Source organism: Chryseobacterium sp. ON_d1, assembly GCF_006829085.1.
Taxonomy (GTDB): domain Bacteria; phylum Bacteroidota; class Bacteroidia; order Flavobacteriales; family Weeksellaceae; genus Chryseobacterium.
The window spans coordinates 85,968-99,945 of the sequence record NZ_BJTC01000008.1 but is presented as its reverse complement, the minus strand read 5'-3'; the positions used below and the strand labels follow the sequence as shown (position 1 = coordinate 99,945).

Genomic DNA, 13,978 nt, shown 5'->3' with positions numbered 1-13,978 from the left:
GGATTCCCGTATTCGTAGTTAAAATCATTCCTGGATACTGCACCCGTTTTTATAACTTAAATTTTTATATGTACAGAAAAGAGACTGTCCCAAGGGCAGTCTCTTTGTATATGGTTTAAAAATGGATCTGCTTCTACTGCAGAAACATTTTATAAGTACCTATTATTTAACAAGCTGAATTTCAACAGCAGAAAATCCTTTTGGAGATTTCTCTTTTTCGAAAGATACTTTATTCCCTTTCTTTACCGGCTCTGCACAGTTGTTGTTGTGGAAGAAGATATTTTCTTTGGAATTATCTTCCGTAATGAAACCATATCCTTTTTCACTCAGGAAAGTAACAATTCCTGTTTTTCTTGGATCTTCTTCAACGATAGGTGCAGCACCCAACTGAATATCATCAAGGTTTACTTCCTGTCTTTGTTCAGGGGGAGTAGAAGTTAATCTTCCGAATTCATCTACGTACATGAATACGTCTTCCATGTCCTTCCCTTTGTTATTGTTCGTTTTACGTTCTTCGCGTCTTAGCGCCTTTTCTTTTTGCTTTTGAATTTTTTTCTTGAAATTTTCCTTTTTAGAAAAAGAATCTGCCATAAATTATTTTTAGTATTTAGTTTCTATAAATTAATTGGTTCAATCTGGCCCGCATGAGACCTATAAAGCCTGCCGATGTTTCCTGTCTTGGGTAATCCCAATCATACAGAGCTTTAAAATTCTGACGAGTATTGTTCTTGATAGAAGAATAAAAGTTAAAAAATATGGCTGCTCAAAAAGCAAGGACTGAATAAAAATATTCTGGTCGTTACAGAAAACAAAGTAAAGACTTTGGTTATAATGTACAAATATACAACAAATAAAATGAATAATCCTGTTTTAAATAATTGATTATCAGAAATGGTTTTACCTGATGTTTTATATTCTGAGGGCAACACCATAATGAAGTCAGGACTCATCATAAAAAATCCCCAGAAACCTGAGGATTATAAAAAAATATATTAAAAATGAAGTGGTGGTGCGTGATACGGGAGGAAGGTATCAAATGTTATGCCTAAAATGGATAGCTGTTTGGGAATTATACTAAAGTGTTTAAATAAAAAAGAGAGACTCAAGCCGTATCTGACTGGTAAATAACATCCTATTGAAAAAGTATTGTTTACATAAAAATAGCAAATGTTTTTTCTGTAGAGGATTGATAAAATGAAATTTCCGAAAATTTCACCATGTTGAGACCGCTTTTATTATCCATCTTTGTCTCATTAACATTTAAAATAAAAACAATGTCAACACAAAATGTAAAAGGAAAAGTTGTTTTAATTGCGGGAGGCGGTAAAAACTTAGGAGGGTTATTAAGCAGAGATTTTGCAGCAAAAGGTGCTAAACTGGCCATCCATTACAACAGTGAAAGCTCAAAAGCAGAAAGTGAAAAGACGCTGGCTGAGGTACAGGCACTGGGAGCAGAAGCATTTTTATTCCAGGGAGATCTTACCAAGGTAGACCATATCACAAAATTTTTTGATGAAACAGTTTCCCGCTTCGGAGGAATTGATATTGCGATCAATACCGTAGGAATGGTCCTGAAAAAACCATTTTCAGAAACTACAGAAGCAGAATATGATACGATGTTCAATGTCAATTCAAAATCAGCCTACTTCTTTTTACAGGAAGCGGGTAAAAAACTGAATGATCACGGAAAAATCTGTACGATTGTTACCTCATTGCTGGCAGCTTACACAGGACTGTATTCCACCTATGCAGGGGCAAAAGCACCGGTAGAGCATTTTACAAGAGCAGCTTCCAAAGAATTTGGAGGCAGAGGAATTTCTGTAACCGCAGTAGCACCTGGTCCAATGGATACTCCTTTCTTCTATGGGCAGGAAACCGATGATGCCGTAGCCTATCATAAATCAGCATCAGCATTGGGAGGTTTGACAGATATTAAAGATATAGCTCCGCTGGTAGAATTTCTGGTAACAGACGGATGGTGGATCACCGGGCAGACCATCTTTGCCAACGGTGGCTACACAACAAGATAATCTATGGTAAATCCATTAAAAAGGAAACTCACTGAAAACAGCTTTCAGTGAGTTTTTATTGTAAAAAATAGAAGATTAAGTGGTTTTGATCTTTCCTTTCTCCAATATACTTTTGATGATAAAGAATAATCCGAGAAGAACAAATGGAATACTCAGAAGCTGTCCCATATTCAGGCTCATTCCGTGTTCAAATTCCACCTGGTCTACTTTGATGAATTCAATCAGAATTCTCATAATGAAGATCAGCAGAATGCTGATTCCGAAATAAAATCCTTTTCCGATAGTAAAGATGTTTTTCTTATAAATAAAGTACACAGCAAGAAAAATGATAAAATAAGAGATCGACTCATAAAGCTGTGCAGGATGCCTCGGAAGATTATCTACCTGACGGAAAATAAAGGCCCATGGAACATTGGCAGGAGTTCCTATAATCTCAGAATTCATAAGATTGGCAAGCCTTATAAAAGTTCCACCCAACGGAAGTACGATCGCTATAGCATCCAAAACAGTCATAAACGGGATAGAAAATTTTCTTGCATAGATAAGAAGCATGATCACCAGACCTATACCGCCGCCATGACTGGCAAGACCTGCAAATCCTGTAAAATGGTAGCTCCCGTCCGGTCCTCTCTGAATCGGTAAAAATACTTCAAGCGGATGGTGGGAGTAATAATCAAAATCATAAAAAAGGCAGTGTCCCAGTCTTGCTCCCACCAGAATTCCTATCAGTGCATAAGAGAATAAAGCTTCATGGGCCTGTGCACTGAGGCCTTCCTTTTTATAGATACGTTTTAAGATATTCAGGCTTAGAACAAGTCCTGCAAGAAATAGCAATCCGTAATATTTGATGGGAAGTCCTAAGATATTGACGATTTCGGGATTGATATCCCAGTTGATATATAATAAATTCATTGCTGCAAAGATAGGGAAATAGAATTTTTCGGGAAGAATGGTACAGATCGGAAGTTCTATGATCTGAGTCATAAAGTGTTAGGTGTATATTGGCTATATTTGAAACTATACACACCACAAAATTTAATAGTATAAAATTCATTGTATCATTCATGGTACCTGCCGGTCTCTTTGTCCAGATTTTACAGGATTCGGCAATTTATACTTACAATGGACCGTTCGGTGTATGATCCGGATTCTAAAATCCGGGATTATTTAAGATATCAATAAGAAATTAAAAACAGGGATCAAGATTCACTAACCCATAATAATACTGTTATGGAGCATGGAGCAAAAGGATGGCTTGTTTTTTATAAATTTAAAAAATAACAGTTATGATTAAGCATATTTTAGACAGATGGCCGGATTGGCAGACCTATTTTAAGCGAAGTACCTTTTTGGGAATTGCAGGGCTTGCCATATTTTTTATCAGAAATGCACAGAATAAAGACATAAAAGCACTTCAGTATAAACTTAATGAATTGATTGAAGCAGGCAAAGATACAGAAAGGATAAAAGAAACAGAAAAGCTGACAGAAAATGAGCCGGATCAGCTTCATAACTTTTATAAAGATACAGAAAAACAGCGCAGAGAAAAAAATATACCGGATAATGACCGGCCGGAAAATCAGCAAATGCCCTATCATAGATATAAATAGATTATCTTACACATTATTCCTTGCTAGTTCATTCTTTACTGTACTTTTATAATGTTGAGATTGTTTAAACTAGTATAATCATTATTTAACCACAAAAAGCACAGAAGTTTTTCAGCGCCAAGCCTTATGCGTAATACGCATCGCTAAGTTTTGTAAAAACCTTTGATTTTCATCTTATGTGAACTTTTCTGCGGTATCGTTTTAAACTTACCTAAGTGAACTCAAGTGTTTTAAAATGAAGCCTTTTGTGACCTTTTTGGCTGGGATAATTTTAAACAACTTTGATATTAATATTCAGAGATCAGTCTTTGATCAAAGAATAATATATTTATCCATAATAATGATACTTAATTTAAAATGATTCTTGATGAAACATTTGGTAACTTTAGCCTACCACCAAAATAAGAATTATGCATCATCAGCTGGAGAAACATTATGTAAACAGGGTAGGCTGGCTTCGGGCGGCGGTATTGGGAGCGAACGACGGACTGTTGTCTACAACAAGTATTGTCATCGGGGTTGCAGCCGCAGAGCCGGAACGTCATATTATTATTCTTGCTGCGCTGGCAGGGATGATTGCCGGGGCAATGTCTATGGCAGCAGGGGAATATGTTTCTGTAAGTTCACAGGAAGATACGGAAAAAGCAGACCTGATTCGTGAGCAGATTGAGCTTGAACAGATGCCGGAAATAGAACTCAGAGAATTGGCTAAAGTCTATGAAAAAAGGGGCTGTACAAAAGAAACAGCAATGCAGGTAGCAATCGAACTTACAGAACATGATGCATTGGGAGCCCATGCGCGTGACGAATTGGGAATAAACGAAATAACACAAGCCAAACCTTTACAGGCGGCAATGGCATCTTTCAGTTCATTTGCTGTAGGAGCTTTATTGCCGTTTACCGTCTCCCTATTGGCTCCCCTTAAACAAATGGTATACTTCCAATATGGGTTTGCCATTATATTTCTGATGCTTTTAGGAGCAATTTCTGCCAAAGCCGGAGGTTCCAATATTAAAATAGCTGTATTGAGAATCTGTTTCTGGGGAACTGTTGCCATGGGAATCACTGCACTGGTAGGACATATTTTCGGAGTTAATGTTGCCTGAGAACTAGTCTGACTGTATATAAAAAAAGAGTCTTCTTTCCACTGGTTTATCAGTTTGTACTTCTGCTTTATGGTGAATAATCTTCTGATTTACAATTGATATGTTGCCTAACGGGTGTTAGTCGTAAAAGTACGACACTTTTTCATATTTGTGTCTGAATTGTATTTTATTTCGTTCAATACTTCTAAATTTGGTGATATAACAACATCAGATCACAAAATATTAACGATTAAAATTTACAATCATGGCAGAAAGAAATTCAAGAGGAATCTTAAAATTCAACAACGGTGAAGGACAAAAATTATTAAAACTCAATTACAGCGTATCAAGAGCTACAGACGTATCCGGACGTGTAGCATCAGATCCTTCCAATGCATTGATCAAAATTACAGTAGAAGCTACTGAGAAGTCGGATATCCTTGAAAGTTTACTGAATGGTAAATATAAGCCGACCGTAGGAGAAGTTACTTTTAACAAATCTCACGAAGAAGGAACTTTAACAACATTAAAATGGACAAACGGTTATGTTATCCAGCATGAAGTAGATTTCGATGCAGTAGATGAAAACAGTATGTACATCAGTTTTGTAGTAAGTGCAGAGCAAATTGATCTTGGAAATTCTTCTTACAACGGAGGATGGCCTTCGTCTCAAGGATAGAATTAATGATCACATCAATATAAAAACAGAATAGTACATCAGGATGCTGTTCTGTTTTTTTGTCAATATTCACCTGTAAAAATAACGACTACACTAAGATTTAGAAAAAATAAAGCTGATACTGTGAATTTTATATGGTGAAAAATTTATAATTTTATGAAAAATGTAATTTATTTTTAGATTTTTCTGAAATAAAAAACGTACCAAACACTTATATAATATGAATAAAAATATCTCGAATTCTGAAAAGATTTCAGAGAATCATATTCCTGGAATCAACCGCGTAGTGAAACTGGATATTGTGATTGAAGGCAAAGTCATCAAACACTTCAAGCATTTCCGTTTACAGCAGAGCGTGAAAAGTCACCACTATTTCGAACTCACTTTAGCTCACGATACTTTAGATGGAGTACAGAATCATGATCTGGAAGAAGCCCAGCAGTTTTTAGGAAAACGATTAACCGTTGTTTTTAAATATAAAGATGTGGAAGGAAGCCCGGAAAGGACTTTTGTAGGAGTCATCACCAAAGTAGGATTCAGTCAGGAAAATCACAGTCTGGGAAATATTGTGCTGAAAGGATACAGCCCAACCATTTTACTGGATGCTGCCCCACATACTCAAAGCTTTGGCGGGGATAAACCCGTAAATATGGGTATCATTGCTGAAGAAGTTATAAAGCAGGGAATAGAAAGCAGTAAGTTTGATGTGAAGATCAATGCAAAGGCATCCTCTCAGATCCTTTACAGCGCCCAGTATAATGAAACCCATTATAATTATCTCTGCAGAATGGCAGAAGCCTATGGAGAACAGTTCTATTATGACGGGGAGATACTGCATTTCGGTAATATGCCGCCCCAGAACAAATCTCTGGAGTTGATATATGGAAGCAATGTTTCCGATGTGAATGTAGAGCTGAAAGCGGTACACATCAAGCCTCAGTTTTACGGCTATAACAGCAGTTCCAACGCTAAATTGATTTCCGGAGAAACGCCTATAAAACATGTAGGTAACCTTGCCCAGACTGCCTATAAAAAAAATGAAGGAATATTCAAAACACCTTCTTTGCAGGTTGCTCCTATAAAAGCAGCCACTGATATGGATGTTGTTATTTCCCAGACGAGTCTGGCCGGCAGCAAAGCCGTAGAGGTATTTACCGTCTCCGGAGGAACTACGATTCCTTTTTTATATCCCGGATGTGTTGCTGATATCAATATGCGGAAAACCGACACCAATAAAACAGCTTATTTCACCAAACTGATGATGACGGAAGTGATTCATGAGGTAGATACTCTTGGACATTATAAAGGAAGATTTGAGGCCATCGCTTCAGACACAGGATATATGCCAACACCGGAATTTACTATGCCTATTGCACAGCCGCAGATTGCCACTGTAATATCCAATACTGATCCGCTGGGGCAGGGAAGAGTTACTGTGAGGTTCGACTGGCAGCTGCATGATACAACCAATTTTATCAGAATGATGGCTCCGGATGCCGGCGGCACAGATCAGATCACTCAAAACAGGGGGTATGTGGCCATACCGGAAGTGGGAGATCAGGTGATGGTAGGTTTCGTTCACAATCACCCGGACCGCCCTTTTGTAATGGGTGGGATGTTTCATGGAGGTACTGCTCTCGGAGGCGGGGCAGATAATCATTTGAAATCAATACAGACCAGAAGCGGAATCCGGATTTTAATGAATGATGCTGAAGGAAGTGTCAATATTATAGACCCGAGCGGGAATAATTATTTCATGGATGGGAAAGGTAATATTGTAGTAACTGCTCCTAAAAATATGACATTCAATGCAGGGGAAGACCTCAACATTAATGTAGGAAAGGATATGAAAACAAGTGTTGGTAACGACAATGCTGTTAATATCATTAACAATCATAAGTTTACCTCTAAAAACTACAAGCAGACCGTTAACGAAAATAAAACGATTAATGTGACTGGTGATTTAAAGGAAACAACGTCTACAACTACACACAAAGCAAAAAATGGTGATATTTTACTGCAGAGTTCAGGGGTCGCCAAAATGCTGGGGAAAATAGATGCTAAAGTGAACAAAGGATAATATGTTAAAAAAAACGTTGATCTCTTTCTTTTCATCTTTGCTGGCAGTAGTGGTGCTTGTCATTATTGAATTAAGTTTTATAGATATGACACAGTTTCGAAATGGAGATTATGCATGGGTTGCCTTATGGATGATTTTGGCATTTTTTCCGGTACTGTTTGCACTGCCGTTCTTTCTGACCTCTATCAATAAGAAAAATGAAATAGGAGACTTTGTTTTGTACTGTTTTTACTCTTTTGGAATATGCTTTATTACAATATCATTGATTTTAATAATTATTCTTCCTTTAATGGCATAAAAATAACTGCCACTAAACTATTTTTAAGGTTGTAAGATGTTTATAATGAATAAAATAATAAAATACCTGCTAAGCTTTTTATTTTTCATCCAGATCTCGTGTCAGGAAAAAAAAGAAGATCAAAAAACTAAGACTATGACAAAATATGAATGGACAGAAGGGACTTCAGCTCCCTTAGGATATCCTATGGAAGTATACAAAGGAGGAATTGAATGTGAAGGAGGAGAATGGGTAGGCTTAGGCTTTGGTATTGTGCCTGGCAGTAATGCCTGGGGCTCAATCAATCATGGGATGGATAATGGCTTTAAAAGTCTTCCGGCCCGACTGGATTTCGTCTGGATGTCTTACATGGAAAACCAGTTTTACCAGTTAGATACGAATATTGATACAGAAAAAATAAGAAAATATTTTAGCCAGGGATTTGAAATAAAAGGAGCGAGTGGAAAAGTACAACATTTAAACTATAATCTTATTTCAGTTGGTATGGCACCGGGAGGTGTAGTGGTTGTTTGGGTGGCCGGAGTTGGGTGGCAAAAAGAAATAGGAAGATATCTGGGGAAAAAAATAACTATTCCGGAATCAGAAATTGCTAAACTGGATAGTCATGAAAATCGGTTTTGGCGAAAGGATTATTTGGATATGGTGCATACAAGGGAACAGATTATTCCCAAAAAAATACAGGAAGAAAATAGAGGAAAACCAATACCATTGGGCCTGTGGGACGTTTATAGGACAAGGTTTAGTTGGAAAGTCATTTTTGAACTTCCGGAAAGCTCAAAATTGAACCCTTTGAGAGATGTTGGAATATCAATGATAAACGGAGAATGGGAACAATTTGATGCCGCAAAAAATCCTTTGTCGGACTATGTTTTGAGAGCAATTCCCAGTTCAATTTCAATGTCAGTATTAGATAAAGATAATAACAGATATGGGGCAGGATGTAATTTGGATGAAAAATCCAGCTTTGAGGCTTTTAACAAAGTTTTTGGTGATGATCCCAAAAGTACCAAAGCCGAATTGGTTATAAAAGTGAACGAAGCATTTAGCTTTTTTACGGTAAAACTAAAAGGGGAAAATGGTAAAGAAGCTTTTATTAAGACAGATAGTTTAGAAATGTTTAAATCGAAAAAGAAAAATTAAGAAGTTTTCAAATTTAAGATTATGGGAAAAACATTTGTGTATAATACAGGAAATAATACACCACCAATTGACGAACTGCATTTGGAGATAGGTGTTTTCTTTGATGGAACTTTGAATAATCTTAAAAATACTGAGCTCCGTCAAAAATATAAAGATGGCAAAAATAAAATTGAAAGCACCGATTCTGATGAAGTAGTTGCAAAAAAAGAAGAAGCTATAGAAGCTACTACTAAGCAACAGGAAAAAGAATATGATAATTTAGATCATAAAAAAAATCCGGATGCAGGATCTGAGTATGATCAGTATCTTAAAGCGATTCACAGAAGCCGCTTAGATAAAATGGGGGTTGACAACAGTTTTAGTAATGACTTTACCAATGTTGCCAGGTTATACAAGTGTTGTGAGCAGAACACTTATGCCATTTATATAGAGGGTATTGGAACGTTGGATAACCGTAGGGATGTAGATGACGGTTTCCAATACGGATCGGGTATAACAGGGGTAAGAGGAAAGGTAAGAAAAGGATGTGAAAAACTGGCAGATAGAATTAAAGTCATCATTAGAAATAGTTTAAATGCGGATAAACAATTTACAAAAATATATATTGATACCTTCGGTTTCAGCCGTGGAGCCGCAGCCGCAAGGAATTTTGCCTATGAGATCAACGGAAAGAAAAGAGCCAAAGATGTGGAGATCAGAAAATCAAGAAAAGTGGTTGGCTATACCCAGTTCAATTCTCCTGAAGGCCCGGTGATGGTTCCTGAATATGGTGATATCTGGCTGGATAAAGATGATACTGAAGTGGACCCTCAGTTTATCATAGATGGTAAACTGCCGAAATTTGGTTTTCTTGGATATTATCTTTTAAGTAAAGATATTCTGACAAAAGAAGAACTGGAAGATTTAGAGCTGGATGTCCGTTTTATCGGGGTATATGATACCGTTTCATCATATGAAGAATATGGCGATATGGGAGGAATGAGACGTGTAGGATGGGAAGGAATGAAACATTCTGTTTTAGGTCCCAAATATAATTTTGGAGATGATGTGGAGCAGTTACAGTTATTGAATCCCGGATCTTACTTTAAAGCAGTTCATTTTACAGCAGAAAATGAACATCGTGAAAATTTTTCGTTAACAAGATTCCCGGGCAGTATTGAAAAAGAATTTCCAGGAGTTCATTGTGACATTGGTGGTGCTTATGAAAGCGGAAAAGAAACGGTAGATGAAATAGAAACATCCAATCATAAGCCGGTGTGGTTCCTCAATAAGCGCAGACAGCAACTGATTGATGAACATTGGTTTAATAAAGATCAGATAGAAATTAATAACAGTTTCCTGAATGTTTTAACGATGGGGGCTGTATACCGGAAGATTACCGGAATCCGCTTTCTGAGAAAAGAATACAGCTATATTCCTTTGCAGTTTATGGAAGAACTTGGAAAAAACCTGTATGATCACCAGTTGAACATAAAAACAGAAACCACCTATTCTATAGAGCACGATAATTGCCTGAGTCAGGCAAGAGACATTTTACATCATTATGTCTTTGACGGCGGGGAAAAATGGAGTTTTAAACCGGATGAAGTAGTTGAAAAAGAAAGACAGGAAAGAGCGAGGGAAAGATTAGAAAATCCGGAGCCGGTACAGGAGCCAATACCTGATGAAGTAGTAGATAAAGACGGTAATATAATTAAAACAAAGACTCTGCAGGAGGTGGTGGTTACGGCTTATCACCCTCAGACATTGTTGAGAATTATGCGTAATAAATACCTTCATTGGTCGGCAAACAGGGACTGGATGGGTATGGATCCCAATAATGATTACCAAAGAAGAATATACCCTTAATGATGATTACTGTATTGGAAAATCTTCATCAGAAAACCTACAGGCTGGAAACAATCGTAACGGAGCAGCGGAATCCTGTTTATGCGGTCACCAAAAGCTATGCCCGGCAGATTGAGATCTATTATCTTGGAAAGGCCAGAGAAGAGTACCTGTTTCAGATTCTGGTGGTTGACTTCGATTTTTCGGATAACGATACGGCTATGGGAAGATTTATAAAAAAGATCAGTTATCTGTTTGACGAACTGGAATGCAGGGTTGATCATGAAGGCAATCTTACAGCAGTAGATAACCTGCTTTTTCTTCGGCTGAGATGGGGGAAATTGCAGGCTGAATTATCAAAAAACCATAAAGGGGAAGCCATAGATAGCTATTTCAGTCAGATCAGCAGCCTATTGGAAGATGAAAGCCGACTGATTGATTTTTTGACAGAATATAATATGTTTGGATTGCTCTTCAACGGTTTGCTGCAATCATTTGACACCCCAAGAAAAAGAATCTCTCCGGAAGGATTTACAGAAATCATGACACCTGAAAGAGATGGAGAGAAAATGATTTTAAAAATCTCTGCCCAAAATCTGGAACAGACGGGGATTGATGATTTCAGAGGAATATTTATCTGCAAAGGAAAACACTATGAAGAAGGTTTTGTAGAAATAAAAAAACAGAATTCTCACTTAAAACATTCATTATTATGGATAGGCTAAAGAACGAAGGAGAAGGCAATACTCCGGAAACCCAGAATCAGAATACGGCACAGGATAACGACAAAGTAAAGGCTGATAATAAGCAGAAGATGGATGACAAACGAGCCGAAAATGATGAAAAAGACAAAAAAGATGAAGGTTTATTATTGGCAATAGATGGGGCAAGAATAAAATTCAATGCCCATTTGGGAAAGTTTAAAGTATTGAATAATGTGCCGACAACACAAGATAAGCTTACAGGAACTGTCGTAGAAAAGCAAATACCCAATTTTATCTTTGATGATGGTTTTCAGATGATTTCCCTCACAGAATGGCAGGATTTTGGAACTGCAAAAGTGCAGGAAAACTTCGTGCTGCTAAAAAAATCTACTTTACCAGGAGTAGGAAAAATGCCAGGAAATATACCACCTGAATCAGGGAAAATAGAATTTGTAACCTCCGGACAGGTAAATGCTCCGGAAAAAATTGATCCGAAGGGAGCACCGGTACCGGAAGAGAAGGATGATAAAAAGTGTTATTGTGACAAAGAATTTACAGAAGATGATATAAAATCTTTCTATAAATCTAAGAAATTATTTACTGCAAAAAATTGTCCTTTACCTGAGGGAATGAAAACATATAAGGCTTTTACAGATGCTCTGAATAAAGCAATGAAGGATAATAATATAAATACATGTCTTAGAAAAGCTCATTTTCTAGCTCAGATTGAAACAGAGTCTGATAGGCTGAATACAACTATGGAATATGCCTCAGGATGGGATTATGATCATTCTACTCATCAGGAAGGGTATGACAGCTTTAAACCTTACGCTAATTATAAGAAAGATAAAAAGTTAAGCGCAGAACTTAATAAAAAATTTAATGCTCAGCAAATTAAACAAATCCAAAGAGCTTATAATAGATATAATGAATGTATAAAGCACGGGCATAATGTTAAAGGTTATGGACCAAAATATAAAGGAAAAGGATTGATACAACTAACATGGAAAGATACTTACGAAAAGTATTTTAAACATATTGGTAAAAAAGACTTAATTGATACACCAGAGGTTGTTGCAAATGATTTAACCTATACTTGTGATTCAGCAGCTTGGTTCTGGGATGATAGACAGCTTGGAGGTTATGCAGATAAAGATGATCTTATTTTTATTTCTGTTAGAATAAATGGAGGTTTAAATGGCTTTGATCATAGGAAAAGTAATGTGAAATCCATTATTAAATTAATGAAAATAGAGCAGGATTGTAAAACAAATAAATTAAAATCAATAGGTACATATAAATATGAAACAAGCGATATTAAAAACCTCAAATGGGGTAAAAATAATAAGGCTAAAATTGAGAAACTTGATGATTAAACCATTTATATTTTTTATTTTTTTCACTTCCCACTTTGTCTTTTCTCAGGATATTGTAGGCAATTATTCACCTGTAGAATCAAAATGTAAACTAAATTTAAAAATAAATGATGATAATTCTTTTACTTTTAATGTTGGAAAAGTAAAAAAAAATAAAGGATTTTTAAAGGTTTCTAAAGAAAGCAATGTAACTTATCTTGATTTTACAGATGGTATATCAGGTATGTATGCAAATGACACAATTTCTATACAAAATTCTGGTAATTCAATGAATAAGTATACACATTTTAAAGAATGTAATGAAATGTACATCCATTTGGTCAAAAAAAGTTATTTCGATAATTTATACTCATTATTGTCTTGTCAGAAAAATCTTTCAGATTTTGTTGTTTCTTGTAAATTATCTGATATTAAGAAAATGATTATTGAAGTTCCAATAAAAGATAATAATATAGATCAATATAATAATCTTGCATATTATTTAGCTAAAACTAAAAACGGAAATCAGTTTGCTATCATTATATTAAAAGAAATAATTCAAAAATATCCCCATAGAACTGTTGCTTATTTAAACTTGGCAGATAGTTTTTGGATTGCTGGGGAAAAAGAGGAAGCAAGTCTTAATTATGAACAATACCTTTCTTTAATGAAATCCCAAAAAAATAATTCAAGAAAGATTCCACAATACGTTTTGGAAAGAGTGAAATAATGAATAAAAATCTAATAATATTTTTATTACTAATTAATTATATAGCCTATTCACAGACGAAAAAGGACTTGCCACTTATTTCTATTACAAAAGGTTGCCAATTAGGGTTTAATGAGTATAATAAAGAATTCAATATGTATCAAGAACCTTTTATTCTGAAAAGTGGTAAAAAGTATAAAATAAAAGGTTATGATAATGCAAATTATTCCGGAGGACAAATTTTAAGTATTTCTCCAAATAAAAGATTTATAGTAATGGATTATATTTCTAAGGGATATGTAGAAGACGGAACCAACAAAACATTATACGAGAATTATTTATGTGTTATTGTCGATGTTCTGAACAGAAAAGTAGTGATGGAACTACAAACAGACTGTGGAGGAAAATGGAATAAAAAAAATAGATGGGTTAATGAAGGTAAAGTAATATTTTGATAAAAT

At 35.8% G+C, this 13,978-nt stretch carries 14 protein-coding genes; 12 read left to right on the top strand and 2 right to left on the bottom strand.

Annotated features, from left to right (window positions below; all coding sequences use genetic code 11):
• Positions 1-162 precede the first annotated feature (162 nt).
• A complete protein-coding gene (locus tag CRS_RS13765) occupies positions 163-591 on the bottom strand; it encodes a cold shock domain-containing protein (RefSeq protein ID WP_142724609.1) in 429 nt (142 codons plus the stop codon).
• 683 nt (positions 592-1,274) lie between these two features.
• On the opposite strand from CRS_RS13765, the gene CRS_RS13760 reads away from it, so the two are divergent.
• The gene (locus CRS_RS13760; RefSeq protein WP_142724608.1) at positions 1,275-2,030 is read left to right on the top strand and encodes an SDR family oxidoreductase; all 756 of its coding nucleotides are present in this window, start codon (positions 1,275-1,277) and stop codon (positions 2,028-2,030) included.
• A 75-nt stretch (positions 2,031-2,105) separates the two neighbouring features.
• Here CRS_RS13760 and lgt read toward each other — a convergent pair whose 3' ends face one another.
• Complete coding sequence (gene lgt / locus CRS_RS13755) at positions 2,106-2,942, bottom strand: prolipoprotein diacylglyceryl transferase (RefSeq protein ID WP_142724768.1); 837 nt, start codon at positions 2,940-2,942, stop codon at positions 2,106-2,108.
• A gap of 374 nt (positions 2,943-3,316) precedes the next feature.
• On the opposite strand from lgt, the gene CRS_RS13750 reads away from it, so the two are divergent.
• The 11 genes from CRS_RS13750 (at position 3,317) to CRS_RS13700 (ending at position 13,972) form a co-directional block, all read left to right on the top strand.
• Positions 3,317-3,640, top strand: coding sequence for a low affinity iron permease family protein (locus CRS_RS13750; protein WP_142724607.1), 324 nt, complete (start codon positions 3,317-3,319; stop codon positions 3,638-3,640).
• Positions 3,641-4,050: 410 nt separating this feature from the next.
• Complete coding sequence (locus CRS_RS13745) at positions 4,051-4,746, top strand: VIT family protein (protein WP_142724606.1); 696 nt, start codon at positions 4,051-4,053, stop codon at positions 4,744-4,746.
• A gap of 244 nt (positions 4,747-4,990) precedes the next feature.
• Positions 4,991-5,404, top strand: a complete 414-nt coding sequence (gene tssD / locus CRS_RS13740; RefSeq protein ID WP_142724605.1) for a type VI secretion system tube protein TssD — start codon at positions 4,991-4,993, stop codon at positions 5,402-5,404.
• A gap of 220 nt (positions 5,405-5,624) precedes the next feature.
• A complete protein-coding gene (locus tag CRS_RS13735) occupies positions 5,625-7,484 on the top strand; it encodes a type VI secretion system Vgr family protein (RefSeq protein ID WP_142724604.1) in 1,860 nt (619 codons plus the stop codon).
• A 1-nt stretch (position 7,485) separates the two neighbouring features.
• A complete protein-coding gene (locus CRS_RS13730; protein WP_142724603.1) occupies positions 7,486-7,782 on the top strand; it encodes a hypothetical protein in 297 nt (98 codons plus the stop codon).
• A gap of 36 nt (positions 7,783-7,818) precedes the next feature.
• The gene (locus CRS_RS13725; protein ID WP_142724602.1) at positions 7,819-8,922 is read left to right on the top strand and encodes a DUF2931 family protein; all 1,104 of its coding nucleotides are present in this window, start codon (positions 7,819-7,821) and stop codon (positions 8,920-8,922) included.
• Between the two features lie 21 nt (positions 8,923-8,943).
• A complete protein-coding gene (locus tag CRS_RS13720; RefSeq protein WP_142724601.1) occupies positions 8,944-10,770 on the top strand; it encodes a phospholipase effector Tle1 domain-containing protein in 1,827 nt (608 codons plus the stop codon).
• Positions 10,770-11,474, top strand: coding sequence for a hypothetical protein (locus CRS_RS13715; RefSeq protein ID WP_142724600.1), 705 nt, complete (start codon positions 10,770-10,772; stop codon positions 11,472-11,474). Before CRS_RS13720 ends, CRS_RS13715 begins: the two co-directional genes overlap by 1 nt.
• On the top strand, positions 11,462-12,829 hold the full coding sequence (locus CRS_RS13710; protein WP_142724599.1) for a glycoside hydrolase family 19 protein: 1,368 nt from the start codon (positions 11,462-11,464) through the stop codon (positions 12,827-12,829). Before CRS_RS13715 ends, CRS_RS13710 begins: the two co-directional genes overlap by 13 nt.
• Complete coding sequence (locus CRS_RS13705; RefSeq protein ID WP_172617075.1) at positions 12,822-13,538, top strand: type IV pilus biogenesis/stability protein PilW; 717 nt, start codon at positions 12,822-12,824, stop codon at positions 13,536-13,538. The genes CRS_RS13710 and CRS_RS13705 overlap by 8 nt, the downstream gene beginning before the upstream one ends.
• The gene (locus tag CRS_RS13700; RefSeq protein WP_142724597.1) at positions 13,538-13,972 is read left to right on the top strand and encodes a hypothetical protein; all 435 of its coding nucleotides are present in this window, start codon (positions 13,538-13,540) and stop codon (positions 13,970-13,972) included. The genes CRS_RS13705 and CRS_RS13700 overlap by 1 nt, the downstream gene beginning before the upstream one ends.
• The last annotated feature ends 6 nt before the right edge of the window (positions 13,973-13,978 follow it).